Raw genomic sequence first — 25,025 nt, 5'->3', positions numbered from 1 at the left:
GAATCTGTGAACTGACTTCGGGTTGGACAACTCCTGGCAATTGACTAGCAGGGTGGGGGCGGGGGTTGCAGGGCTTTCCTACACTGCGCAGCATGACCCACCAGCGCAGCATCGAGGACCTCCGCGCCGAGGTCGACCAGATCAACCGTGACCTGCTCACCCTGCTCTCCAAACGCGGCGAGGTCGTCGCGCAGATCGGGCACGCCAAGACCCAGGAAGGCCGCCCGAACCACTACGACCCGGCCCGCGAGGACAAGCAGCTCAAGGAGATCGAATCCCTGAACCAGGGCCCGTTCACGAGCGCGGCCGTGAAGGCGATCTTCAAGGAGATCTTCAAGGCCAGCCTGGACCTGGAAGAGAGCAACGACAAGAAGCAGCTGCTCGTCTCCCGCAAGGTCAAGAGCGAGGACACCGTGCTCGACATCGACGGCGTGCGCATCGGTGGGGACGCCCCGCCCATCATCGTGGCCGGGCCCTGCTCGATCGAGAGCGAGGAGCAGATGGAGCAGACGGCCGCGTTCCTGGCGGCCAAGGGCGTGAAGATCCTGCGCGGCGGCGCGTACAAGCCCCGCACCAGCCCCTACGGCTTCCAGGGCATGGGCGTGGACGGCCTGATTCTGGGCAGCCGCGTCGCCAAGGAGCACGGCATGCTGTTCGTGACCGAGGTCATGGACACCCGTGACGTGGAGATCGTCGCGGAGCACGCCGACATCCTGCAGGTGGGCGCGCGCAACATGCACAACTTCGCGCTGCTGCGCGAGGTGGGCCGCTCGCGCCGCCCGGTGCTCCTCAAGCGCGGCCTGAGCGCCACCATCGAGGAGTGGCTGTACGCCGCCGAGTACATCCTCTCCGAGGGCAACAACGAGGTGATCCTCTGCGAGCGCGGCATCCGCACGTACGAGAAGTGGACCCGCAACACCCTCGACCTGTCGGCCGTGGCGCTCGCCAAGCAGGAGACGCACCTGCCGGTCATCGTGGACGTCACGCACGCCGCCGGGCGCCGCGACCTGCTGATCCCGCTCGCCAAGGCGGCCCTCGCGGTCGGTGCGGACGGCATCCACGTGGAGGTGCACCCCAGCCCCGCCACCGCCCTGAGCGACAACGAGCAGCAGCTGGACTTCGCCGGGTACGACAAGTTCAGCGAGTCCCTGAGCAGCCTGCTGCGCCAGCCCGCCCGCGTGTAAGCCTCCCCCCTCGCACAGGTGGCCGCCTCCATACCCTGGAGGCGGCCACCTGTTGCGCCCCGTGCCGGACCCTCCCAGGAGTGCGGCGGGTCTCCGTGCACGTCGTGCAGGTCGGGCCGGGCGCCGCTCAGCTGGGCGCGGGCGCCGCGCTGGGCGGTGTGGACCCGACCGGTTCCGGGTCGGCCCCTGTTTCCAGCAGCGGGAAGGTGTGCAGTTCCTGCACCTCGCCCCGGTGCTCCCTGGTCAGGCTCAGCGCCTCCACCCGGAAGTGCGTGACCGGCGGCGTGAGGTGCTGGATCTCCTCCCACAGGATCGGCTCGGCCCACTTCAGGACGCCCAGCGCCAGCGTCAGGTGCGGGCGGTACTCCGGGCCGTCGTAGCGGGCGCGGCTGCTGGGTTCGATGCTCAGGGTGCGGTCATGCAGGGCGCGCAGGTCCGGGCTCAGCTCGCATTCCAGGAAGATCACGCCGGGCAGCTGCTTCCAGCCGCGCACCTGGACGTCGAAGGCGGGCTGGCCGCGCAGCACGTCGCGGCAGACCGCCACGAGTTCGGCGCTGCGCAGCGGGGTCTGGAAGGGCGCCCGGACATTCAGGTGCGGCAGCCCGAAGCCGCGCACGTTCAGGCGATCCTGGAGGCGGCGCAGCCAGCTGTCGAGCGCCTCGGGCGGCCACGCCACGATGGAGTACAGCGGGCTGGGCGCGTCGTCCAGCGTGGGCAGGAACAGACCCATGCGCCTACCCGACCCGGTAGCGGCAGCAGGCCTGCCCGCAGGCGATGCGGGTGTCGCGGGCGACCGGCACGCCCAGCAGGTCCGTGTACAGCGTGATCTCGGCGCTGCACAGCTGCGCGTACTGCCGCGCGACGGTCAGGTTCGGGCAGTTGCGCTGCGTGAACACCCACCCGCCCTGCTCGTCCTGCTCGGCGGTGGCGTCGAAGCCGTACTCGTTCAGGCGGCCCACCAGGGCCTGCACCCGCTCACCCAGCGGCAGCTCGGCGGGCAGGTCAGCGCGCAGCCGCTCGGCGATCTCGGCGTTGCGCGCGTCGAGCACCTTCAGCAGCGCGTCGCCGCCGAACAGGCCCTCGATGTGGCGCAGGACGTCCACGCACAGGCTGGAGTAGGTTTTCGGGAAGGCCGCCTCGCCCCGGTCGGTCAGCGCGAAGACGTGCTGGGGCCGCCCGCGACCGCCCGGCCGCTCGGTGCGGGACTCCAGCAACCCCTGTTCCTGCAGGTCGCTCAGGTGCCGCCGGGCGGCGGGCACGCTGACGTCCAGCCGCTGCGCGAGGTCCTGCGCGGTCTGCGGACCGTGCCGCTTGACGAGTTCCAGCAGGCGGGTCTTCGTGCGCTCGGCACCGGCCGGGGCGAGGGTCGCGGCGCTCACGGGCGGCCCCAGCGGCGGGCGCGCGGGTCTGGCGGTGGGGCGACCGGCACGGTCATACGACGGTCAGCTGATCGGGCAGGTGCGCGAGGGTGCGGACGCTGACCTGCCCGGCCAGCGCGCGGGCGGCCTGCCGCAGCGCCAAGGCGGCCGGGCTGTCCGGGTGGGCCAGCACGGCGGGCGTGCCGGCGTCGGCGTCCTGGCGCACGCTGACCTCCAGCGGGATCTCGCCCAGGGGGGTGTGGTCGCCCAGCTTGCGGCTGCCGCCCCGGCCGAAGATGTCGTACGTGACGCCGGTGTCGGGCGCCACGAAGTAGCTCATGTTCTCGATGACGCCGAGCACGGGCACGCTGGCCTTGCGGAACATGTCCAGCGCGCGCGTGGCGTCGATCAGGGCCACGTCCTGCGGGGTGGTGACGATCACGGCGCCCGTCACCTGGATGGTCTGCGTCAGGGACAGCTGCACGTCGCCGGTGCCCGGGGGCAGGTCCACGATCAGGTAGTCCAAGTCGCCCCACGCGGCGTCTTTCAGGAACTGCTGGATGGCGGAGTGCAGCATCGGCCCACGCCACACCAGCGCCTGCCCGGCCGGGGAGAGGTTCGCCATGGAGATGAAGCGCACGCCGTGGGCGTCCAGGGGGCGCATCTTGCGCTCCTCGTTCGCTGTGACCTTCGCGCCGCTCTGGCCGAGCATGTGCGCCACGCTGGGACCGTACACGTCCGCGTCGAGCAGCCCGACCCGCGCGCCGTCCATGGCGAGGCTCGCGGCGAGGTTCACGGCGACGCTGCTCTTGCCCACGCCGCCCTTGCCGCTGCCGACCAGCAGGACGTGTTTCACGCCGGGCAGGGCGGGCTGCGCGGCGGCGCGGACCATCGCGCCGAAGGTGATCACGGCCTCCTGCACGCCGGGCACGGTCAGCGCGGCGGCGCGCACGTCATGCTCGATCTGGCCCTTCAGGGGGCAGGCCGGGGTCGTGAGGTTCACCTTCACGTGCGCCACACCCGCGTCCACGCTGGCGTGCTCGATCATGCCCAGTGACACGAGATCCCGGTGGAGTTCCGGGTCGTTCACGGTGCTCAGGGCGGCCATCAGGGCGTCACGCATATCCCGCAATTAGTAGCGCAAAGCGCAGGGCGCGGCAAGCCACGCGCTCACACTGCCCCCCCCGGTCACGTCTGCGTGCGGCCCGTACCGCGCGGCCTATACTGCGGGCCGTGAAGCCCCTTGGCCCCTATGTGGCCGCGCGTGACCTGCCGGGCCGGACGAACAGTCCGGTGCGGACGTTGCGGGCCACGGATCGCCTGACCGGCATGCCCGTGCTCCTGCACGCCCTGCCGGACCCGCTGCCCGTGCCGGACCTGCCGGAGCATCCCCATGTGCTGCGTCCCGCCGACTGCTTCCAGGTGGGCACCGAGGCGCTCATGGTAACCGAGCTGCCCCTGCAGGCGCGCCCCGCGCAGGACCCGGAGCTGACGGCGCGCGGGGCGCTGGCGGCGCTGGCGGCGCTGCACGACCGGGGCGTGGTGCACGGCGGCCTGAGCGCCTCGCAGCTGTGGAGCGTGGACGGCGAGGTCCGGCTGGCCGGGGCGGGCCTGCCCTGGGGCGGCGAGGCCCGCCCGCAGGACGACCTGTACGCCCTGGCGGTGATCCTGCACGAGATGGGGGGCGTGCCGGACGCCCTGCGGCCCCTGCTGGAGGCGCCCGGACAACTCGACGCGCGCGCGGCGCTGCGGCTGCTGAGCGTTCCCGCCCCGGCCGCGCGACCCGCTCCGGCCGTCTCGCCGGTGGATACCCGGGGCGACGGGCCCACGCCCGAACCGGGCCCGGCTGCGCTCACGGCGCCAGTCGCTCCCCCCGCTCCGGCGGCCCCAGCCGGCACGCGCGCTGGCCGCCGCCGGGGGCCGCAGCCGGGCCCCACGCCAGACGTGGCCCTGACGCCCGGGGCCTCTGCACCAGCCGTCCCGGCTTCCCCGGCGCCCGGGGTGAGCCCAGCTGCCCTCAGCGGGGACGACCGCCCCGGGGCACTGCCGCCTCAGCCGGAGCCGCTCCCCGCGCACGACGGCACCCCCATCGTGCTGGGCGAGCCCGAGGCCGCACCCGGCGGCACCACGCCACCAGTGCCCGTGACCCTGGCTCCCGCACCTCCGGCCCCGGCAGGCGGGAAGCTCTCGCCGCAGGAGCGCCGCCGCCGTGAGCACGAGGCCCGGCGCGAGCAGACCGAGCGGGACGCCCAGGCCGCCGCCGAGCGCCGCCTGAAACGCCTGGCCGACGCGCCGCCAGCCCGCACCCAGCCGGCCCGCACCCAGCCGGCCGCCGTGCCCGCACCGCTCCAGATCGGCTTTGACGGGCTGGACGACCTGCCGGAATGGCAGGCGGAGCCTTCAGCGCCCGCCCCGCACCCGGGCCTGCACCTGCGCGAGGTCGAGCGCCTGCCCGCCTCGCTGCGCCGCGCGCCGCAGCCCCCAGATACCGGGGTGGACCCTGGCGCGGACGCCGCGTCCCCCCCGCTCAGCGGCACGCTACCGGCGCGGCGTCGGGTGGGCGAGCCCATCCGCATCGGCTGGGACGAGGACGATTCCTGGCGTGTGGTGCGTGAGGCCCCGGGCCGCCCGGCCGGCACCCGCCGGCCGCTGCGCTGGCGCGTGCTGTTCTGGGTGGTGCTGGCCGCCGCGTTCGTGGGGACGGCGCTGCTCCTCACGCGGCTCGTGCCCGCCCGTGGGGCCGGTCCGGTGACGCCCGCCAGTGTGTCGCAGGCTTCCGCTCCGGGTGCGGCGTCCGGCGGAGCAGGGGCTTCCGCCACGCCTGAGGCGCCAGCCCGGTCCCAGGTGCAGACGGTACGCTTCACGCTGCGGGGGGCGGCGGGCCTGACCGCGCGCCTGTCGGTGGAGCAGGCGCCGAAGGCCGCGAACCTCGCGCCGGGGGCCGCGCTGGGCACCGCGCCGGGGCAGGTGCGCTTCCCGGTGGCCGGCACCTACCGCGTGCGGGTGGTGGTGGACGGGTACGCGCCGGGCAGCATGACCGTGACCGTGCCGCGCGCGCAGCCCGTCACCATCGACCTCGACAACTGACGCGCCCCGGCCGCGGGTGGCCGGGCCGGGTACGTCTGCCCCGCCGGGACGCCCGCCGCCCGGCCGCGTGACAGAATCGGGGGCGATGAGCGTCGTTATTCTGGATTTTGGCAGTCAATTCACGCGTCTGATCGCGCGCCGCTTCCGTGAACTCGGGGCGTACAGCGTGATCCTGCCCGGCAGCGCGCCCCTGGAGCGCATCCTGCAGGAGAAGCCGCAGGGGATCGTGCTGTCGGGCGGGCCCAGCAGCGTCTACGACGAGGCGGCCCCGAAGCCCGCGCCGGGCGTGCTGGATCTGGACGTACCGGTGCTGGGCGTGTGTTACGGCATGCAGTACCTCGCGCAGCAGGCGGGCGGGGACGTGAAGCGCGCCGGGAAGCGCGAGTACGGCAAGGCCGACCTGACCAGTTACGGCGGGCAGCTGTTCGAGGGCATCCAGGGTGAGTTCGTGGCCTGGATGAGCCACAGCGACTCGGTCACGCAGCTCCCGGCCGGGTATGAGGTCGTCGCGCAGACCGCGGACACCCCGGTCACCGCGATCGAGAACCGCCAGACGCGCCGCTACGGCGTGCAGTTCCACCCGGAAGTCGTGCACACGCCCAAGGGCGGGCAGCTGCTGGCGAATTTCCTGGAGATCTGCGGCGTGACGCGCGACTGGACCGCCGAGCACATCATCGATGAGCTGATCGCGGACGTGCGCACCCAGGTCGGGGACGGACGGGTGCTGCTGGCGATCAGCGGCGGCGTGGATTCCAGCACGCTGGGCCTGCTGCTCGCCAGGGCGGTCGGGGAGAAGCTGACGGCGGTGTTCATCGACCACGGCCTGCTGCGCCTGGGCGAGCGCGAGCAGGTCGAGGCGGCCCTGAAACCGCTGGGCGTGAACCTCGTGACGGTGGACGCCCGCGCGGAGTTCATGGCCGCGCTGGACGGCGTGTCCGACCCCGAGCAGAAGCGCAAGATCATCGGCCGGGAGTTCATCCGCGCCTTCGAACGCGAGGCCCGCGCGTACGGTCCCTTCGACTTCCTGGCGCAGGGCACCCTCTACCCGGACGTGATCGAGTCCGCCGGGGGCGAGGGCGCCGCGAACATCAAGAGCCACCACAACGTGGGCGGCCTGCCCGACGACCTAGCGTTCAAGCTGGTCGAGCCGTTCCGGACGCTGTTCAAGGACGAGGTCCGTGAGATCGCGCGCCTGCTGGGCCTGCCCGACCACATCCGCATGCGTCACCCCTTCCCGGGACCGGGGCTGGCGATCCGCTGCCTGGGCGCGATCAGCGAGGAGAAACTGGACATCCTGCGCCGCGTGGACGACATCTTCATCAGCGGCCTGCGCGAGTTCGGGCTGTATGACGGCTGCTCGCAGGCGCTGGCGATCCTCACGCCCATCCAGTCGGTCGGCGTGATGGGCGACGAGCGCACCTACTCGTACACGGCGGCGCTGCGGGCCGTGACCACCGACGACTTCATGACCGCCGAGTGGGCGCGCCTGCCGTACGAGTTCCTGGCGACCATGAGTAACCGCATCGTGAACCAGGTGCACGAGATCAACCGCGTGGTGTACGACATCACGGGCAAGCCGCCCGCCACCATCGAGTGGGAATGACCCTGGCCGCGTCCTGAGGCCCGCCGCCCCCCGCACCCCTGCTGCGGGGGGCGCCTGCATTCAGGTGTCCAGCCGGGGGGGAGTGGTGCGGGCCGGGCGCGCCGCGCTAGCGTAGGGGCATGTCACCCCCGTGTCGCCGGGGCAGCGCCCGGCGCGCACCTCCCGACCGGCGGACCGCATGACCCGCGATCCGCTGCGTCCTGCCCTGCCGGAAACGCTGCGTCCGGCCCTGGAAGCGCAGGCGCTGGTGCTGCTCGCGCAGTCCAGCGGCGACATGTTCACGCGCTGCGCGCAGCTGGCGCTGGAGATCACCGGGGCCAGCACCGCCCTGACGCTGCTGTACCGGCCGGACACCGACGAACTGGAGATCGTCGCGGCTGCCGGCGAGCATCAGGACGCCGCGCTGGGCGTGCACCTGCCGCGCGGGCAGGGGCTGGCGTGGCGGGTCGTGCAGTCCGGTCAGGCCACCCTGATTTCCCGCACGGATCACGACCCGCAGACGGTGTACGTCTCGGGCCGACCGCTGCCGCACACGTACCTGGGCGTGCCGCTGCTCGACCCGGACGGGCAGCTGCTGGGTGTGCTCTCGGTCAACCGCCTGGCGCAGGACGCGCAGTTCGGCAGCGGCGAGGCGCAGGCCCTGACCCTGCTGGGGCAGGCGGCCAGCGTGGCCTACGCGCGCGCGCGCGCCCTGGAGGACGCGCAGCGGGCCGCGCGGCAGTTCGAGCAGCTGGCGCAGCTCTCGGCGGAACTGGCCGACCTGACCACCCCGCAGGAGATCGGTCAGCGGGCGCTGCAGACCCTGCTGGAGCTCTCGGGCTTCACGGTCGGCACGGTGGTCATGCTCGACGGCCAGGGGCAGGTTCAGCTGTCGGTGCTGGCGGGGCACCCCGAGGGGCAGGCCGCGACCCGCCGGGTGCTGGACGCCGCGCCGGCCCCCAGCGGCCTGATCGGCGAGGTGCTCCGGACCGGCCGCACGCAGGTTGCCAGTGACTATCAGGCGTGGTCGGCGCGCCGGGCGGACGCACCTCACGTCCTGACCGGGCTGGCCGCGCCGCTGCGCCTGGACGGTCAGGTGGTGGGGGTGGTGACGCTGCTGCACCTGACGCAGCAGGTGCCGGTCTCGGCGTCCCTGGTCTCGCTGCTGGACACGGTGGCGCACCGGATCAGTCAGGCGCTCGACCGTGCGGCCACCGTCGAGCACCTGCACGCCACGCGGGAGGCGGCGCTGCACACCCTGGGCCGGCTGCTGGAAAGCCGGGACGGGGACACCTTCGGGCACACGGACCGGGTCACGACCCTGGCGGTTCGCCTGGGCCGGCAGCTGGGCCTGAGCGAAGCGCAGGTGCAGCACCTGCGCTGGGGCGCCTACCTGCACGACATCGGGAAGATCGGGGTGGAGGACCGGATCCTGCGCAAATCCGGCCCGCTGACCCGGGGGGAACGCCTGTCCATCCAAGAGCACGTGGAGGTGGGCGATCAGCTGCTGCGCGAGGAGGTGTTCATTCCGCGCGAGGTGCGCGAGGTGGTGCGGCATCACCATGAACGCTGGGACGGCAGCGGCTACCCCGACGGCCTGTCGGGCACGGACATTCCGCTGCTGGCCCGCATTTTCAGTGTCGCGGACGTGTTCGACGCCCTGATCAGCGCGCGGCCCTACAAGCTGGCCTGGTCGGTGCAGGCGGCGGCGGATGAGCTGCGGGAACAGGCCGGGAAGAAACTCGATCCGGTGGTGGTGCAGGCCTTCCTGACCGTGTTGCAGGACGACGGCCTGCTGGGCGGCTGACCCGGGTGGGCCGCTGCCCGGCGGCCTTACTTCTTCTGGAGGACCTTGATGTACGCGCCGAGCTGCCCGGCGGCGCGGCCCTGCTTGAAGGGGTTGAAGGTGCCCGGCTGGCCGCCCTGACCACTCTGCCCTGCCGGGGCCTGCCCGGCGCCGCCGGGGCGCTGGCCCTGTCCGCCGAGGACACCGCCCAGACCGCCGGGCAGCCCGGGCACGCGCTGCGCCTGTCCGCCGCCCTGAGACCCCTGGGTGCGGCGCGCCTCGCGCTCCTGCTCGGCTTTCAGCATCAGGCTGTCGAGCGCCGTGAGTTGCCTGTCGGTCAGGATCCTGTCCTCGATCTGCGTGAGGTACTTCTTCGCGTCGTTCGGCTGCACGCTGCTGGCCTTCTGGATGGCGGTCAGGATCGGCAGGAGCTGCCCGGCCTGCGCCTTGGTCAGGGCGGTGGCCTTGTTCTTCTCCAGGTCGGGCAGAAGGCGCACGGTCTGCGCGAGGTCCAGAACGGGCTGCATGGCTTTCATGCGGGCCTGCATCTCGGGCGTCATCTGCCGCTGGGTGCCGGTCTGCGCATTGACGGCGCCGAGCAGGGCGAGGGTGAGGGCGGGGAGCAGCTGGGCGGCGCGGGTGAGCTTGGTCATGGTGGGGGCTCCTGTTACTCGTACCGGAGGGAGTCGACGGGGTCGAGGCGGGCGGCGCGGGCGGCGGGGTAGTACCCGAAGAACACGCCCACGAGGGCACTGAACGCGAAGGCGATCAGCATGGGGGGCAAACTGAAGACGGGCGTGATGTTCAGGGCCTTCCCGCCGAAGGCCAGGGCCACGCCGAGGAGCATGCCGATCACGCCGCCGCCGATGGAGAGCAGGCTGGCCTCCACGAGGAACTGCGTGAGGATGTCGCGGGGCCGGGCGCCGAGGGCCTTGCGCACGCCGATCTCGCGGGTGCGTTCGGTGACCGAGACGAGCATGATGTTCATGATCCCGATGCCGCCGACGAGCAGGCTGATGCCCGCAATGGCGCCGACGAACAGCGTGAGGGTGTTCGTGATGGAGTTCAGGCTGGCGAGGCTGTCCGCCTGGTTCTGCACCTGGAAGTCCAGGCTGTCCGGGTCGCTCAGGTCATGGCGGGTCATGAGCAGGTCGGTGACGTCGGTCTGGAGCCCTGTCAGGTCCTTCGCGTCGGTGGCCTGGAGGTAGACGGTGCTGACGGTGGGTTGCCCCCCCGCGCTGTTCGTGCGGGAGAAGCGTTGCAGGTAGGTGCTGAGGGGAATGAGGACTTGGCTGTTGGCGTTCCCGAAGCCGCTGTTGCCCTTGTCGGGCAGGACGCCGCTGACGGTGAAGGTGACGCTGCCCAGCCGGACCTTCTGCCCGAGGGCCTGATCGGGCTGGGCGCTGCCCTCGGTGCCGTCGCCGAACAGGTCGAGCAGGGTCTGGTGGCCGATCACGGCGACGCGCTTGCGCCCGCTGACGTCCGCATCGGTGAAGTACGCGCCGGTCTCGACGGGGATGTTGCGCACCGTCTCGTAGGCGGGCCAGGTGCCGACGACACTGACCTGGGCGTTGTTCGTGCCGACCTTGGCCTGCAGGTTGCTGTTCACGCTGGGCGCGACGCCCGCCACCCGGTCCGGGAAGGCGGTGGTCAGCGCCTCGGCGTCCGCGACCGTGATGGTCTGGCGGGGCCCGGCGCGCACGAGGCTCCCGCCGCCTCCGCCCCGGGCGCTCTGCACGGTCAGGAGGTTGGTGCCGAGACTCTCGAGGTTCTTCGTGACCCCGGCGGTGCTGCCCTGCCCGATGGCGGTCAGGGCGACCACGGCGGCCACGCCGATGATGACGCCCAGCGCGGTCAGGACCGAGCGCAGCGGCGTGCCGATGATGGCGCGCCACGCGATGGTGAACGCGCCGCCCAGGCCGATCCCGCCGCGCCGGGGGACGGCGGCGGGGGTCGGGGCGGCCGCGCCGGTCTGCGGGAGGGGACCTGCGGTCACGGGTGGCCCCCCAGGCCACGCCGGGGCGTCTGGCGGCGGTCACTCTCGATCAGGCCGTCGCGCACGCGGATGACCCGCCCGGCGTACGCCCCGATGTCGTCCTCGTGCGTGACCAGGACGACGGTGGTGCCCTCGGCGTGCAGGTCGCTGAACAGCCCCATGACCTCCTCGCTGGTGCGGGTGTCGAGGTTCCCGGTGGGTTCGTCCGCCAGCAACAGACGGGGCTGTCCGGCCAGGGCGCGGGCGACCGCGACGCGTTGTTTCTGCCCGCCGCTGATCTGGCTGGGGAGGTTGCGGGCCTTGTCGGCCAGCCCCACGCGCGCCAGGACCTGCATGGCCCGCTCGCGCCGCTCGCGCGGCGGCACCCCGGCGTACGTGAGGGGCACCTCGACGTTCTCCACGAGGTTCAGGCGGGGCAGCAGGTGGAAGGCCTGGAACACGAAGCCGATCTCCAGGTTGCGGGCGCCGGCACGTTCGTTCTCGCTCAGGGTGGTGACGTCGCGCCCGCCCAGCCGGTATGCCCCGTCGCTGGGCCGGTCGAGCAGGCCGATGATCTGCATCAGGGTGGTCTTGCCGCTGCCCGACGGGCCCATCAGGGCGACCATCTCGCCGGGCATGATCTGCACGTCCACGCCCCGGAGGGCCTCGAAGATCACGTCGCCCTGCGCGTACACCTTGCGCACGGCGCGCAGGTCCACGACCGCCGGGGCGAGGCTGGGCGCGGGGACGACCGGGGTGACCTGCGGCGTGGTCATGGAGCGCCCCCGGGGAAGCCGCCGGGGGGGCCTCCGAAGCCGCCCTGGCGATTGGTCTGGCCGCCGCCCTGGCTGCCGGTGCCGGAGGTGCCCGCGCGGCGGGCTGCGCCGGGCACGACGACCTCCTGCCCGGCACTCAGGCCATCCGTGACGATGGTGTTCGTGCCGTCGGTCGCGCCGGTCTGCACGCGCACCCGTTCGGGTTCGGCGCCGGCCGCGGCGGGGGTCTGCACGTAGCTGCGGCCCCGCACGGTCTGCACGGCCTTGCTGGGCACGAGGAGGCCCTGGGCCTCGCTCTGGACGATCTCGGCCTCGGCGGTCATCCCGGCGCGCAGCTGCCCGTCGGGGTTGGCGAGCTGCACGGTGGCGGTGAAGACGCTGATGCCGCTGCTCTGGGTGGCGCCGGGCGAGACGCGCACGACCTTGCCGCTGAAGGTCTGCCCGTCGAAGGCGTCGAGGGTCACGTCGGCACGCTGCCCGGCCTTCACGCCGGCGATCTCGGTCTCGTCGATCTGCACGGGGAGGTTCAGGGTGGTGTCGTCGATCAGGGTCAGGATGCTGGCGCCGCTGGTGACGACGGCGCCCTCGGTGGCGGTGACGGTGCTGACCACGCCGCCCATCGGGGCGTACACCTTCAGGTCGGTGCGGTCCTGCGCGGCGGCGTCCAGGGCGTCCTGCGCCTGCTGCACGGCGAGCGCCTGACTGCGGAGGTTCTGCGCGTCGGTGCTCGCGCCGGTCTGCTGCTGGGTCAGGGCGCTGCTCAGGCTGGCGCGGGCACTGTCCACGCTCTGCTGCGCCTTGGTGACGGCGGACTGCGCGTCGGCCAGTGCGGAAGCGCTGAGCGCGCCGATGGCCGCGAGCTGCTGCTGGCCGCTGAGGGTGCGCTGCGCGTCGGCGAGGCTCTGCTCGGCCTGCGTGACGCTGCCCCGGGCGCTGACGACGCTGCTGGCGCGCTGCGCGGCGCTGCTGGCCTGACTGGCCCGCGCAGCGTCCAGGCTGGCGCGCGCCTTGTCGAGGTTCAGCTGGGCCGTCTGGACGTTCTGCTCGACGCTGTCGCTGCTCAGCGTGGTGATCAGCTGGCCTTTCGTGACTCGTTCGCCCACGGCGGGCACGGCACCCACCGTGGCGGTCAGGTCGGCCCCGACCGTGCGGGTCTGCGCGGCTTCCAGCGTGCCGGGGCCGCTGACCGACACCCGGACGACGCCCGGCTGCGCGCGGCTGGTGGTGGTCGTGGCGGTGACGGCAGGGGTCTGGGCGCTGTGACTGCGGGTGTACACGATCCCGCCGGTCACGGCGGCGACGAGCAGCAGGCCGCTCACCACCCACGGCCAGCGGCGGCGCGGCGCGGCGGGCCGGGCGGCAGCAGTGGTCACAGCGCGCCTCCGATGCCGGTGAGGTTCTGCCCGGCGGCGACCGACAGGGCCGCGAGGGCCTCGGTGACGTTGTTCTGCGCCTGCAGGCGGCTGTACTGGGCTTTCTTGAGGGTCAGCTGGGTGGCCTGGAGTTCGACGGCGCTGATCGTGCCACTTTTCAGGCGGGCGCTGTCCTGCGTGTAGGTCTTCTGCGCGGCGGCCTCGCGGTTCAGGGCGACCTGCAGGAGTTCGGAGGCGTTCTGCGCGGCCTGGTACGCGCTGGCGAGGGTCTGCCCCGCGGCCTTCTGGGCGCTGTCCTGGCTGCGCTGCGCGTTCGCCAGGGCGGTTTTGGCGTCCTGGAGGGTCCGGGTGGGCGTGAAGTCGTTGTCGGCGAGTTTCACGTTCAGTGTGGCGCTGGCGACGTCGTTCGCGGCGCTGATCAGGCTGCTGAGAGTCCCCAGGCCGCCCTGGAGGGCCCCCAGTGTGGCGCTCAGTTTGGGGGCGGTGATGGCGCTGCCCGCACGGACGCCGCCCCCCAGGCCGGTCAGGGTGCCGAGTTTCGCGGCGGCGAGGTTCATCTGCGCGCGGGCGTCGGCGAGGGTCTGGGTGCTGGCGGCCAGGGTGTTCTGCGCGTTCGTGACGTCCAGGGTGGTGGCGTTCCCGATGCCGAGCTTCACCTGCGCGACCTGCACGCCCTTGGTGTCCACCTGCACCTGGAGGGTCTGGAGTTCGACGTTCTCCTGCGCTTCGAGCAGGGCGGTGTACGCGCCGATGGCGCTCTGGAGGGCGCTGAGTTTCGCGCCGCGCAGGCCGGCCTGGGCGAGGGTCTCGGCGTTCGCGGCATTCAGTTTCGCGGCGACCAGGGTGCTGGGGTCGGCCTGCGCGGCGCGGCTGGCGGCCTGGGCCTTGTCGAGGTTCGCCTGGGAGGTCTTGACGTCGCTGCTGGTGTTCAGCGCGGCGGTGACGGCGCTGCCCGCACTCAGGGCGGTCTGGGCGTGTGCGGCGGGCGCGGCGAGCGCCAGCCCCAGGCTGAGGGTGAGGAAACGGCGGGCGTGGGTCATTGGGGGCCTCCGGCGGCGTTGAGAAGCTGGGTCAGGCTGAGCTGGGCGGTGATGCGGGCCGACAGCAGGTCCCGCTCCGCCTGCGCGAGGCTGAGCGTGGCGGCGGCGAGGTCGTCGGCGGTGCCGGTCCCGGCGTCCAGGCGGGCCTGGGCGGTCTGCACGGCCAATTGCGCGGCCTGCACCTGCGCGGCGCGGGTCTGCACGGCGTTCAGGTTGGTCTGCACGGTCACGTAACGGCTGCGGACGTCCAGTTCGGCGTTCTGCTGCGCGACGGTCAGGGACAGCCCCGCCTGCGTGACGCCCGCCTGCGCGGCGCTCAGCGCGGCCTGCTGGGCGGGTGAGTACACGACGTACGACCCGCTGACGCTGGCGGTCAGGCGGTTGCCGCTGCTGCTCGCGCGGTCGCCCAGCGGGAGGCTGTAGCTGCCGCCCAGGGTGCCCTGCTTGACGTTCAGCGTGGCGCTGACCGTCCCGGCCGAACCGCCGCCGTAGCCGACGCTGGCGGTCAGGTCGGGCAGGCGGGCGTCGCGCTGGTCGGCCTCCAGGCTCTCCTGCGCGCTCGCCAGGGCGTTCTGCGCGCTGATCACGTCGCTGCTGCCCGCACGGGCGCGGGTGACCAGGGCGCTCAGGTCGGGCAGGGTCAGGGTGTCGTCCGGCCGGGTGCTGAAGGTCACGCCGCCCAGGGCGGTGCCCAGCGTGGCGTCCAGGGTGCGGCGGGCGCTGTCCAGGCTGGCCTGCGCCTGCGTCAGGCTGTTCTGCGCGATCTGCACGGCGCTCTGGGCCCCGAGGACGGTCTCGGCGGTGGCGTTGCCAGCAGCCTGCTGCGTCTGCGCGACCGTCAGCTGCCGCTGGCGCAGCTCCAGCGTGCGGCCCGCCAGCGTGATGTCATGCGTGGCGAGTACCGCCGAGAAGTACGCCTGCGCGACGTTCAGCCGGGTGCTCAGGTTCGCGTCGCGCAGGGTCGCCTGGGCCAGCGCGAGGCTGCGTTCGGACGCCCGCAGGCTGCTCTGCGCCCCCGACCAGGGCAGCAGGCCCAGGCTGACGTTCGCGCCCGCCGTGCCGGACAGGCTGCCATTCACAGCGGCGCTCGTGCCGTCGCTGGCGGTGGTGGTCGTCGGCCCGGCGTAGCTGGCGCTCCCGTTGACACTGACGGTCAGGCCCAGCGCGGCGCGCGCCGCCTGGAGGTTCTGCTGCGCCACCTGCACGCTCAGCGCGGCGCGGGTGACGCCGGGCGCCTGGGCCAGCTGCGCGTACGCCTGCTCCAGGGTGAGGTCGGGTGGCGTGGTCTGCGCCTGGGCGGCACCGAGCAGCAGGGCCAGCGTGAGCAGGCGGGGCGGTGGGGGGCGTCTCATACCGGTCAGCCTGCGCGGGTGGGGTCAAGACTCCGCGCAGCCTCCGTGAAGATTTGTCGAAGACGCCCCGTTTCCCGCCAGGAGGCGGTTTCTCCAGGCCGCAGGGGCCCGGGCGCCGGCGGGGACGTTCGCGCGACCTTCACGCCGGTCGCGTACGCTCATGCCATGAGTGCCCTGATCCTGATCGTCGAGGACGAACCGCAGCTGGCGGAGGTGCTGGAAGCGTACGCCCGCCAGGAGGGCTACCGCACCGAGCGCGCCGCCGACGGCCTCGCCGCCCTGAGCGCCTACCGCGCCGCCAGCCCGGACCTGATCCTGCTCGACGTGATGCTGCCGGGCCGCAGCGGCCTGGACGTCCTGAAGACCGTCCGGGCCGAGGGCGGCACGCCCGTGATCCTCGTGACCGCCCGCGCCGAGGAGACCGACCAGATCGTGGGCTTGGAACTCGGCGCGGACGACTACGTGGTCAAACCGTTCCGCCCGCGCGAGGTGATGGCGCGCGTGAAGGCCGTGCTGCGCCGCGCCACCGCCCTGCTCGAGGACACCGAGCGGCCCCTGCGGGTCGGGCCGCTGGAGGTGGACCGGCGCGCGGTCGTGGCGCGCGTGCACGGCGAGCCCCTGAGTCTCACGCCCGCCGAGTTCCGCCTGCTGTCGCAGCTGGCCGAGGCGCCGGGCCGCGCGTACACCCGCGAGGAACTGCTCGCGGCGGCCCTGCCGGACAGCGACGCGCTGGAACGCGTGGTGGACGCCCACCTCGCCAGCGTGCGCCGCAAGCTGGACGCCGCGCGCGCCGGCGGGCTGCTGCACACGGTGCGCGGCGTCGGCTACCGGCTGGAGGCCGCCGGATGACGCCCCGCCCACCGGGACTGCGGCGCGGCCAGCCGCTGGCCGTGACGCTGCTGCTGGCGATGCTGCTCGTGGTGGGCGTGGCGGTGGGCAGCACCTTCTATTTCTCGAATCTGGTCGTCAAACGCGAGTTCGAGCGGCTGCCGAGCGGCGTGCGGCAGCTCCTGCGCGAGCAGCAGGCGGCGGCGCTGCGCGGCGAACTGGTCGCCCCGACCCCCCCGCTGCCCGTGATCCGCACCGGCACGGCGGCCGACACGTACCTGGAGCCCTTCGAGAGCAGTCCCGACGTGAGCGGCGTGGTGAAGCAGGCCAGCGGGGACGACGCCGTCGTCACGAACGGCAAGCGCCCCCGCAACCTGTGGGTCGACGGCGGCAAGCTGCCGCCGCGCAACCGCGCGCAGGACTTCCTCGACGACGTGCAGCGCAGCCTGCTGCAGGTGGGCGTGGTGGCGGCCGCCGTGTCGGCGCTGCTGGCGTTCCTGATCTCGCGGCGGGTGGCGCGCCCGGTCTCGGCGGTGTCCGGCGCGGCGGCGCGGCTCGCCAGCGGCGACCTGAGTGCCCGCGCCCCCGTGCTGGGCGGCGAGCGGGAGATCGCGGCGCTGGCGCACGCCTTCAACGACATGGCCGAGAACCTCCAGGCGCTCGAGCGCGAGCGGCAGCAGGCGGTGGCGGACATCGCGCACGAACTGCGCACACCGATCGCCGTCATCCAGGCCCGGCTGGACGCGCTGGAAGACGGCGTGTACCCGCTGACCACCGAGCAGATCGCGCTGCTGAGCACGCAGACGCAGCTGCTCACGCGGCTGGTGGGGGACCTGCGCACCCTGACCCTCGCGGACGCCGGGCGGCTGGCCCTCGACCCGCAACCCCTCGACCTGGGCGCGCTGGGGCGCGAGGTCGTGCAGGCCCTGCAGGACCGCGCCGCGGCGCGCGGCCTGACCCTCAGCGTGCAGGCCCAGGCCGCGCCCACCCACGCCGACCCGGACCGCGTGCGGCAGATCACCACGAACCTCGTGGACAACGCCCTGCGGCACGCCCGCAGCCGCGTGCAGGTGCGGGTGGAGGCCCGCGGCGCGCAGGTGCTGCTGCACGTCGAGGACGACGGCCCCGGCATCCCCGAGGGCAGCCGCGAGGCGGTCTTCACGCGCTTCACCCGCCTGGACGCCAGCCGCTCTCGCGACACCGGCGGCAGCGGCCTGGGCCTCGCCATCGTGCGCGCCCTGGCCGCCGCGCACGGCGGGCAGGCGGCCCTGGCGGCGTCCCGGGGCCTGGGCGGCGCGCACTTCACGGTCACCCTGCCCGGCCCGCTGACCTGAACCCCGCCGGAGCGGGGCGCTGCCAGGGCGGCATGTGCCGCAGGACCGGGCGCTCCCCTCGCCTATGCTGCCGGCATGGCCCTCCTGACCGAACTGCTTTTCGGGACGCTGCTGATCGTGCTGGTCGCGCGCAGCGTCCGGACAGAGCGCAAGCTGGACGAGGCGCTCCGGCGGCTGGACGCCCTGCGGCGGGCCGCGCCTCCTGCCCCGGAGGCGGCTGCCCTGGAGCCGGCTGCGGCTGGAGTGGCCCCGGCACCGCCGGTGGCAGCGGTCCCCCGGCCGGACCTCTCCCCGCCGGCCCCCCAGTGGGCCGCGCCCGCCTCGCCGGCAGCCCCCGGACCGGTCACGCCCCTGCATCCGGGGGGCCAGTGGCCTGACCCGGTGGACGCGGCACGGGCGGTACGGGCGGCGCCGGCGGAACTGGCCGCGCCCCCCGTCTGGCCGGACGACCCGCCGCCGCGTCCGCCCCGGCGGCGCTGGCTGGCAGGGGTGGATCTGGGCGCGCCGGCCTTCAGCCGCGCCCGCATGAGCGTGATCGGGGGCGGCCTGGTGATCGCCGGGCTGGCGTGGACGCTGCGGTCGCTGGCGCTGCCCGGCTGGACGACCCTGGCGGCGGTGTACGCCTTCGCGGCGCTGCTGTGGTGGACGGCGCGCGGCGTGCCGCAGCCGGTGGCGGGCGCGCTGCGCGGCCTGGGGTACGCGGCGGCGGCGCTGGGCCTGGGCGGGCTGGCGCAGCACCTGGGCGCGGCGGGCCCGGGCGCCGTGATGGCCGGGCTCCTGCTGCTGTCGGCGCTCATGGCGCGGCGCAGCGTGCAGGCGGGCGAGCCGCTGCTGGCCGCCATGGCGGGGGCCGGCGCGGCGGTGTCGAGCTGGATGCTGGGCGACGACCTCGGCGCGTGGGCGCCGCTGGTGATGGGGCTCAGCGGCCTGATTCCCGCGCTGGCCGTCCCGGCGCTGCTGCGCGGTCTGGCAGCCGACGCCCCGGACCCCGGACAGGTGGCGCCCGGCCTGCCCCGGGCGTCCAGTCTGGTCCTGACCCTCCTGATAGCGGCCGGCCTGCCCGCCGGGCAGTTCGTGGCGGCCCTGGCGCACGTGCCCGGGCCCCTGACCCTGCCCGGGGCGCTGCACCTGACCGGTCCGGGGCCGTGGGCGTGGGTGGCGGGCACCCTGCTGGCGTGCGGGAGCGCCGCCGCGCTGCTGCGCTGGGGCGCGCGGTTCCCCCTTCCCCGGGACACCGGGGCCACGAGCCAGGACGGCGCTGCGGCGCCGCCGGCCCTGCTGCTGGGCGCGGCGCTGGCCGCCTCCACACCCCTGCTCGTCGCGGCGGCGGCGCTAGGCGGCGGCGCGCAGCTGAATCTGAACGCGCTGCCCGGCCTGCTGGTGCTGTGCGCGGCCGGCGTGGCCCTGAGCGGCTGGGCGTGGCGCACGCAGCGCGCGCAGCTGGCCTCGGGCCACCCCACGGCGGCCGACGTGGCGGGTGCGGTGGCGGGCGGCGCGACGGCCGGCACCACCTCCCTGGCCGCTGCCGCGCTGCTGGGCGCGCTGGGGGCCCGCAGCCGGCCGCTGGCGTTCACCGGGCTGGGCCTCGCGCTGGGCGCGGTGGGTCTCGCGGCCCGCAGCCGCACCTGGGCGCGCGTGGGGGTGGCCCTGACGGCCCTGAGCGCGCTGGTCGCGGCGGCGCTGACGGCCAGCGGCCTCGTGCCGGGCCCGGCGCTGGTCTGGGCGACCGTGGCGGCCCTCCTGGGTGGGTGGGGGCTCGCAGGGCGCCTGGGGCACCGGGGCTGGGCGCCCGAGGCGCAGGCGCAGTCGCTGGGACTGGGCCTCGCGGCGACGGTGTTCGCGCTGGGCGGCGCGCTGGAAGCGGCCGGGACGATCCTGCTGCTCGGCGCGGCCCTGTGGGCCGAAGCCGCCACGCGTGGCCGCCTCACCTCCGGTGCGGGCGGCGCGCCGCTGACGCCGCTGCGGGCCGGGGCGCAGCTGGCAGTCCTGGGCAGCACCGTGCTGCTGGCACTGGGCACCTGGACCTGGGGGGCGGGCCTGCCGCCCGGCGTGACCGGGGGGACGCTGGGGCTGGCGGCCCTGACCGGCAGCCTGCTGGCCCTGCTCGCCTCCCGCGCGGACCCGTCCCCGACGGGGCGGGCCCCGCGCGACGGCACGCCGGGCCGCGAGGCGGCGCCCCCGGCCCAGCCTCGGCCAGCCCTGCCGCTGGCGCCCGCGTCCCAGCAGGCCGCGTGGGCCGGGACGGGGCTGCTGCTCTTCACCCTGGGGCTGTGGCTCGGCCTGGACGGCGTCTCCAGCGTGGGGCTGGCGCTGGCGGCCCTGGCGGTAGCGGGGCATCGCCTGAACCTGCGCCGCGCGGCCACGCTGTCCCGCTCGGCCCTGGCGGTCGGGGCCGGGGTGGTCGGCGCCGCGGTCCTGAGCGGCCTGCTGAGCCGCGCGGCCGACCCCGGGAGGGGGACCGACGTGGCGGCCAGCTGGTTCGCGCTGCCGCTGGCCGCCCTGGCGCTCCTGGCCGGGTGGGCGCTGCTGCACACGCCCACCGGACGCCGACTCTGGACGCGCTGGACGCCCCCAGCGGCCTCCCTGCCTCCCCTGCCCGCGCGCGTGTGGCGGGCGCCGCTGCTCGGGGGTGGAGTGGCCCTGGGCGTCAGTGCGCTGTGGCTGCTGTTCCCCGCGTCAGCCGGGCTGAGGCTGGACGGCCCGCTGGGCACGCTGGGCAGCCTGGGGGCGCTGATCACCGGGGTGCTGGTGGCGCTGGGCGCCTGGCGCTGGGGCGGGGTGGGCCGGGGCGGCGCGCGGCCCCTGTGGGACATGGGGGTGGGCGTCGGGGCGGCGGCCGGCGTGAAGGCCGCGCTGCTCGACGCGCGCCTGTACGAGTTGCCGCGCGTGGCGACCGGACTGGCGGTCCTGGTGACCGGACTGGCGCTGCTGCTGCTGGCGGTGCGGGCGCCGCGCCCGGATGCGGGCGAGGGTCAGGAGGGCCAGGAGGAGGACAGCGGCGCGGGCCGGGTCCCTCAGCCCGGGCCCGCCGCCTGACCGGGCCGGGGGACCCGGCGCGGAAGGCCGGTGTCCCGCGCGCCGGTCAGCGTCAGGGGTCAGGGCCGGGGTTTCAGGGCCGGGATGCGCAGGCCGCCGCGGCCGTCCCAGCCCTTGAAGGCGTAGAAGCGGCCCGGTTCCCCGGTGAGCAGGTAGTCGCTCAGGGGCTCGCGCATGGGGGGCGCCTCGATCTTTTCCAGCGCCTCCTCGACGGTGCAGAAGCGGGCCTCCACGATGAACCCGTCGGGGTCAGCGGGATTCAGGAGGCCGTCCCAGGTGGCCTCGAACGCCACGGCGATGGCGCGTTCGCCGCGGCGTTCGTCCTCGATGTGCACGGTGTAGGCCATGTGCCTGATGCCCGTCAGCTTCAGGCCGGTCTCCTCGTAGATCTCGCGGTACAGCGCCTCGGGGAGGGTCTCGCCGGGTTCGACCACGCCGCCCGGCAGGGTGTGGCGCACGCGCCCGTGGCCCTGCCAGTCGTTGCCGACGAGCAGCACGCGGCCGAAGCGGTCGCGGAGGATCCCGGCGGCGACGAGCAGGTCACGCCGCGCCATGCTGGCCCTCCTCGCCCATCTGGAGGAGTTGCAGTTCGCGCTGCGCGCGGGCGAGGTTCGCCACGACCGGCCCCAGCGCGCCCGCGATCACGCTGTCGAGGGGGTGGTTCTTGCCCTCCCCTTCCAGGCGGTGGTCGGTCACGCGGTTCTGGGGGTAGTTGTACGTGCGGATCTTCTCGCTGCGGTCGCCGCTGCCGACCTGCGCGGCGCGGTCGCTGCGTTCGCGTTCCTCGCGCGCGACACGTTCCCGCTCGGCGAGGCGCGCGGCGAGCACCTGGAGGGCCTTCTCGCGGTTCTTGATCTGCGAGCGGCCGTCCTGGCACACGACCATGATCTCGTCGGGCGTGCCCGCGCGGTACACGGCGCGCACGGCCGAGTCGGTGGTGTTCACGCCCTGCCCGCCCGCGCCCTGCGAGCGGAACACGTCGATGCGCACCTCGGACAGGTCGAGCTGGACCTCTGCCGTGTCGGCCTCGGGCAGCACGGCCACCGTGACGGTGCTCGTGTGGATGCGGCCCTGGCTCTCGGTGGCGGGAACGCGCTGCACGCGGTGCACGCCGCGCTCCCACCGGAAGGCCCGGAACGCGCCGTCGCCCGTGACCTCGGCCACGACCTTGCTCGCGCCGCCCAGGTCGCTCTCGCTGGCGTCCAGAACGCTGAGTTTCAGGCCCAGCCCCTCGGCGTAGCGGGTGTACATGCGCAGCAGGTCCATCACGAACAGCCCGGCCTCGGCGCCGCCCGCCCCGGCGCGCAGTTCCAGGATCACGTCCTTGGCGTCGTCCGGATCGGTGGGGAGCAGCAGCACGACGAGGTCCGATTCGATCTCGGCCAGCCGCGCCTCCAGGGCCTGCACCTCACCGGCGGCCAGTTCGCGCAGCTCAGGGTCGCGCATGTCGGGGTCGGTGAGGAGTTCGCGCGCGCCGCGCAGGTCCCCTGCCAGCCCGTCGCGTTCACGCAGCAGGGTCACGAGCGGCAGCAGCTCGCGGTGGCGGCGGGTCAGGCGGGCGTACTCGCGCGGGTCGGCCAGCGCGGCCGGGTCGCCCAGCGCCCGCTCGACCTTGCCGAATTCCGCCGCGAGCTCGTCGAGGCGACTCACGGGGCGGGGGAGCGCCCGCGTGCTCGGCACGGCGGACGGCTGTGGGCAGACAGGGTGGACACGGGAATCATGAGTGCAGTCTAGCGCCCCCCCGTGAGCGGCTGCGGACACGTTCTCCTGACGCGGCCCTCACAGTGGGCCCCCGTGGAGTTGCCGCCTGTCAGGTCCGGCGTCGGTCACGGCTGGCAGGTGGCAGCGGGTCCCGCGGGAGGACGCGTCTAATCCAGGCGTCCGGACGCGGGGGGCGCGGGCGCTACAGTCGGGCGCATGAGAACCGTGACCGTGGGCGTGCTGGGCTGTGGCACCGTGGGGCAGGACGTCCTGAACCTGATCCGGAGGCGCGAGGCGATCTTCGCCGATCTGGGTGTGCGGATCGAGGTGGCGGGCGTCCTCGTGCGCGACACCACCCGCCCGCGCGCCTGCCCGCCCGGCACGCCCCTGACGACCGACCCCGCCTTCTTGCAGGAGTGCGGCGTGGTCATCGAGGCGATGGGCGGCGTGGAGCACCCCATGAGCCTGCTGCGCCCGCACCTGCGCTCGGGCCGCCCGGTGATCACGGCGAACAAGGCGCTGCTGGCCGAGAAATGGGACGAGCTGCGCGCCTACGCCCTGGACGGCAAGCTGTACTACGAGGCGTCCGTGATGGCCGGGACGCCCGTGATCGGCCCGATGAGCACCGTGCTGCGCGCCAGCACCTTCGAGCGCCTGCAGGCGGTGCTGAACGGCACGTGCCTGTACATCATCACGCAGATGGAGCAGGGCAAGGAGTACGCGCAGGCCCTGGCGGAAGCGCAGGCGCTGGGGTACGCGGAGGACCCGCCCACCCTGGACGTCGGGGGCTTCGACACGGCGCACAAACTGACGGTGCTGGCGCGCTTCTGCGCGGACGGCAACTTCCCGTACGACCGCGTGCAGGTGCAGGGCATCGAGGACCTGACCCTCGCGGACGTGCAGGCGGCCCGCGCACGCGGCGAACGCATCAAGCTCGTGGCGGAACTGGAGAGCGTGAATGGAGAGTGGCAGGCCCGCGTCTCCCCGCAGTCGCTGCCGGAGGACCACCCGCTGTGCACCGCCGGGGCCAGCCGCAACGCCATGGTGTACGAGGGCGAGGAATGCGGCACCCTGATCTTCGCCGGGGGCGGCGCGGGCGGCATGGTCACCGCGAGCGCCATGGTCGGCGACCTGCTCGACTGGGTGATCGGCTTCCCTGGACACGTGCCGCTGCACTGACTGGGCAGCCGCGAGAGCAGGGAGCGAAGGCGGACGCCGACGCCCCCTGCTTCACTATCTGGTGGCCTAGGTGGGGCGGGTCAGGCGACCGATCCACGCCCCACAGCCCACTCACTCCTCGTCGCGGTCTTCCTCGTCGAGTTCCACGTCGTCCAGGTCCTGGTCGTCGGCCCAGTCCTTGACGACGTTCGTGCGGCGCAGGTCGTCGCGGGGCGCGGCCAGGCGCGCCTGTTCACGGTCCTCGCCGCTCATGACGCCCTGCGCGCGGGCCAGGACGGGCTGGTCGGCGGCGGACGCGCCGTAGCGTTCGGCGAGGTACGCGGCCACCCACGCGCCGAAGTACCACAGGGCCAGCTGCGCGGGGTAGCCGACGGCGCCGTCCGGGTAGGGCACGTGGATGATCTCATCGATGCGGGATTCGAGCACCTCGCGCGCGAGCAGCAGGGTGTCGTCGGCGTCGCCGAGGATCACGGCGACCTTGGCGTCGCCCTTCTCGTGCTGCGCCTCGAACGCGCCGGTCACCAGGGGCAGGGGATCGCCGATCAGGGGCACGCTGAGGGTCTTGCCGGTGCGGGCCAGCAGCTGCTGCCACGCGTGCGGCAGGGCGTCCGCGTCAGGCGCGGCGAGCAGCAGCGGCGTGCGGCCCCACAGGCTCCAGGCGAGGTCGCGAGCAGGGTTGTTGTCCGTGACGTGCGGGGCGCAGCGGGCGGCGAGGTCGCCCAGCAGGGCGTCGGCGGCCTGGGCGTCCTCGCTGTGGCCCGTGGCGTGGGCGACGAACTGCGCGAAGTGGTACGTGGCGAGCGGCCCGCCGGGGACCAGGGTGTCGATCTCCTCGGGGGTGCCGCCGGTGGCGACGCGGCGCACCTGCGCGCCCGCGACGCTGGCGAGGTCGGCGTAGTCGGTGGCGAGGGCGGCGGCGTCGGGGCTGCTCAGGACGAACTGGGTGCCGCTGCGGGTGAGGCTGCTCGCCACGAGCGTCTGCGCGAGGTGCGCCGCCAGGGTGCCCTCGCCGCTGCCGACGAGGCCGTAGGGGGCCTCCTCGGGGCGGGTGGGGCCGCTGTAGCTGCCGGGCAGCGTTTCAAGCAGGGTCAGGAGGTGGGTGCTCATGCCCTCCAGGGTACAGGCTGCGGCGCGGCCGGGCACCGGTCGGGGGGCAGCTCACGCCTTCATGCGCGGCCGGCCGTCTACACCAAAACACTGTCCAGCACGCCCTTTCTTTCTTCACGCCCGCTTAATTCTGCGTGCTAGAATCCGGCGCGTGCGCTTCCAGACAACTGCCGGGGACGTCCGCGTCCTGAACGAAAAACACCACCCCGAGGGGTGGCGTTCAGTGTGTGGCGCACTCGACTGGACTCGAACCAGTGGCCTTTGGCTCCGGAGGCCAACGCTCTATCCACCTGAGCTACGAGTGCAGAGCTCCGGTACCCTAGCACT

At 74.0% G+C, this 25,025-nt stretch carries 20 protein-coding genes and 1 tRNA gene; 8 read left to right on the top strand and 13 right to left on the bottom strand.

The window, feature by feature from the left end:
* The first annotated feature begins 92 nt into the window (after nucleotides 1-92).
* Nucleotides 93-1,184 (top strand): bifunctional 3-deoxy-7-phosphoheptulonate synthase/chorismate mutase, encoded by a 1,092-nt coding sequence (locus AUC44_RS04200; RefSeq protein WP_062157526.1) that lies wholly within the window; start codon nucleotides 93-95, stop codon nucleotides 1,182-1,184.
* A 127-nt stretch (nucleotides 1,185-1,311) separates the two neighbouring features.
* On the opposite strand, the gene AUC44_RS04195 is transcribed toward AUC44_RS04200, so the two are convergent.
* From AUC44_RS04195 to AUC44_RS04185, 3 genes are read right to left on the bottom strand one after another with little or no spacing between them, the layout of a single operon-like run.
* A complete protein-coding gene (locus AUC44_RS04195; RefSeq protein ID WP_082688942.1) occupies nucleotides 1,312-1,914 on the bottom strand; it encodes a 2'-5' RNA ligase family protein in 603 nt (200 codons plus the stop codon).
* A gap of 4 nt (nucleotides 1,915-1,918) precedes the next feature.
* Nucleotides 1,919-2,563 carry a helix-turn-helix transcriptional regulator gene (locus AUC44_RS04190; protein ID WP_062157525.1) on the bottom strand — a complete coding sequence of 215 codons (645 nt, stop codon included), beginning with the start codon at nucleotides 2,561-2,563 and terminating at the stop codon, nucleotides 1,919-1,921.
* Nucleotides 2,564-2,615: 52 nt separating this feature from the next.
* Nucleotides 2,616-3,665: an Mrp/NBP35 family ATP-binding protein gene (locus AUC44_RS04185; RefSeq protein ID WP_062157524.1), complete on the bottom strand. Its 1,050-nt coding sequence runs from the start codon at nucleotides 3,663-3,665 to the stop codon at nucleotides 2,616-2,618.
* Between the two features lie 110 nt (nucleotides 3,666-3,775).
* Here AUC44_RS04185 and AUC44_RS04180 point away from each other — a divergent pair, with 110 nt between their 5' ends.
* The 3 genes from AUC44_RS04180 to AUC44_RS04170 all read left to right on the top strand — a co-directional run bounded on the left by AUC44_RS04180 (nucleotide 3,776) and on the right by AUC44_RS04170 (nucleotide 9,018).
* Complete coding sequence (locus AUC44_RS04180; RefSeq protein WP_157445161.1) at nucleotides 3,776-5,629, top strand: hypothetical protein; 1,854 nt, start codon at nucleotides 3,776-3,778, stop codon at nucleotides 5,627-5,629.
* A gap of 85 nt (nucleotides 5,630-5,714) precedes the next feature.
* Nucleotides 5,715-7,232 (top strand): glutamine-hydrolyzing GMP synthase, encoded by a 1,518-nt coding sequence (guaA, locus tag AUC44_RS04175; protein ID WP_062157522.1) that lies wholly within the window; start codon nucleotides 5,715-5,717, stop codon nucleotides 7,230-7,232.
* 178 nt (nucleotides 7,233-7,410) lie between these two features.
* Nucleotides 7,411-9,018: an HD domain-containing phosphohydrolase gene (locus AUC44_RS04170; protein WP_157445160.1), complete on the top strand. Its 1,608-nt coding sequence runs from the start codon at nucleotides 7,411-7,413 to the stop codon at nucleotides 9,016-9,018.
* Nucleotides 9,019-9,044: 26 nt separating this feature from the next.
* Here AUC44_RS04170 and AUC44_RS04165 read toward each other — a convergent pair whose 3' ends face one another.
* Genes AUC44_RS04165 through AUC44_RS04140 form a run of 6 tightly spaced genes read right to left on the bottom strand, consistent with a single transcriptional unit; the run spans nucleotide 9,045 to nucleotide 15,513 of the window.
* A complete protein-coding gene (locus AUC44_RS04165) occupies nucleotides 9,045-9,650 on the bottom strand; it encodes a hypothetical protein (RefSeq protein ID WP_062157520.1) in 606 nt (201 codons plus the stop codon).
* 14 nt (nucleotides 9,651-9,664) lie between these two features.
* Nucleotides 9,665-10,993 (bottom strand): ABC transporter permease, encoded by a 1,329-nt coding sequence (locus tag AUC44_RS04160; protein ID WP_082688941.1) that lies wholly within the window; start codon nucleotides 10,991-10,993, stop codon nucleotides 9,665-9,667.
* On the bottom strand, nucleotides 10,990-11,748 hold the full coding sequence (locus AUC44_RS04155; RefSeq protein ID WP_062157519.1) for an ABC transporter ATP-binding protein: 759 nt from the start codon (nucleotides 11,746-11,748) through the stop codon (nucleotides 10,990-10,992). The genes AUC44_RS04160 and AUC44_RS04155 overlap by 4 nt, the downstream gene beginning before the upstream one ends.
* Nucleotides 11,745-13,121, bottom strand: a complete 1,377-nt coding sequence (locus AUC44_RS04150; RefSeq protein ID WP_062157518.1) for an efflux RND transporter periplasmic adaptor subunit — start codon at nucleotides 13,119-13,121, stop codon at nucleotides 11,745-11,747. Before AUC44_RS04150 ends, AUC44_RS04155 begins: the two co-directional genes overlap by 4 nt.
* Nucleotides 13,118-14,161, bottom strand: coding sequence for a TolC family protein (locus AUC44_RS04145; protein WP_062157517.1), 1,044 nt, complete (start codon nucleotides 14,159-14,161; stop codon nucleotides 13,118-13,120). Before AUC44_RS04145 ends, AUC44_RS04150 begins: the two co-directional genes overlap by 4 nt.
* Nucleotides 14,158-15,513, bottom strand: a complete 1,356-nt coding sequence (locus AUC44_RS04140; RefSeq protein WP_062157516.1) for a TolC family protein — start codon at nucleotides 15,511-15,513, stop codon at nucleotides 14,158-14,160. Before AUC44_RS04140 ends, AUC44_RS04145 begins: the two co-directional genes overlap by 4 nt.
* Before the next feature lie 165 nt (nucleotides 15,514-15,678).
* On the opposite strand from AUC44_RS04140, the gene AUC44_RS04135 reads away from it, so the two are divergent.
* From AUC44_RS04135 to AUC44_RS04125, 3 genes are all read left to right on the top strand, one after another.
* Nucleotides 15,679-16,362: a response regulator transcription factor gene (locus AUC44_RS04135; RefSeq protein ID WP_062157515.1), complete on the top strand. Its 684-nt coding sequence runs from the start codon at nucleotides 15,679-15,681 to the stop codon at nucleotides 16,360-16,362.
* Nucleotides 16,359-17,675 (top strand): sensor histidine kinase, encoded by a 1,317-nt coding sequence (locus AUC44_RS04130; protein ID WP_062157514.1) that lies wholly within the window; start codon nucleotides 16,359-16,361, stop codon nucleotides 17,673-17,675. Before AUC44_RS04135 ends, AUC44_RS04130 begins: the two co-directional genes overlap by 4 nt.
* Nucleotides 17,676-17,750: 75 nt before the next feature.
* Nucleotides 17,751-20,711 (top strand): hypothetical protein, encoded by a 2,961-nt coding sequence (locus tag AUC44_RS04125; RefSeq protein WP_062157513.1) that lies wholly within the window; start codon nucleotides 17,751-17,753, stop codon nucleotides 20,709-20,711.
* A gap of 59 nt (nucleotides 20,712-20,770) precedes the next feature.
* Here the strand turns inward: AUC44_RS04125 and AUC44_RS04120 are convergent, their stop codons facing one another.
* Both AUC44_RS04120 and prfA read right to left on the bottom strand, forming a co-directional pair.
* Nucleotides 20,771-21,265, bottom strand: a complete 495-nt coding sequence (locus AUC44_RS04120) for an NUDIX hydrolase (RefSeq protein WP_062157512.1) — start codon at nucleotides 21,263-21,265, stop codon at nucleotides 20,771-20,773.
* Nucleotides 21,252-22,391 (bottom strand): peptide chain release factor 1, encoded by a 1,140-nt coding sequence (gene prfA / locus AUC44_RS04115; protein WP_231724522.1) that lies wholly within the window; start codon nucleotides 22,389-22,391, stop codon nucleotides 21,252-21,254. Before prfA ends, AUC44_RS04120 begins: the two co-directional genes overlap by 14 nt.
* 237 nt (nucleotides 22,392-22,628) lie before the next feature.
* Here prfA and AUC44_RS04110 point away from each other — a divergent pair, with 237 nt between their 5' ends.
* Nucleotides 22,629-23,591 carry a homoserine dehydrogenase gene (locus AUC44_RS04110; RefSeq protein ID WP_062157511.1) on the top strand — a complete coding sequence of 321 codons (963 nt, stop codon included), beginning with the start codon at nucleotides 22,629-22,631 and terminating at the stop codon, nucleotides 23,589-23,591.
* Nucleotides 23,592-23,702: 111 nt separating this feature from the next.
* Here the strand turns inward: AUC44_RS04110 and AUC44_RS04105 are convergent, their stop codons facing one another.
* Together AUC44_RS04105 and AUC44_RS04100 are read right to left on the bottom strand one after the other, a co-directional pair.
* A complete protein-coding gene (locus tag AUC44_RS04105) occupies nucleotides 23,703-24,698 on the bottom strand; it encodes an SIS domain-containing protein (protein ID WP_062157510.1) in 996 nt (331 codons plus the stop codon).
* Between the two features lie 228 nt (nucleotides 24,699-24,926).
* A tRNA-Arg gene (locus AUC44_RS04100) sits at nucleotides 24,927-25,003 on the bottom strand.
* Nucleotides 25,004-25,025 lie beyond the last annotated feature (22 nt).

It is taken from the genome of Deinococcus actinosclerus, assembly GCF_001507665.1.
GTDB lineage: Bacteria > Deinococcota > Deinococci > Deinococcales > Deinococcaceae > Deinococcus > Deinococcus actinosclerus.
Note: the sequence above shows the minus strand (reverse complement) of the source record. Positions and strands in the feature narration are given on the sequence as shown.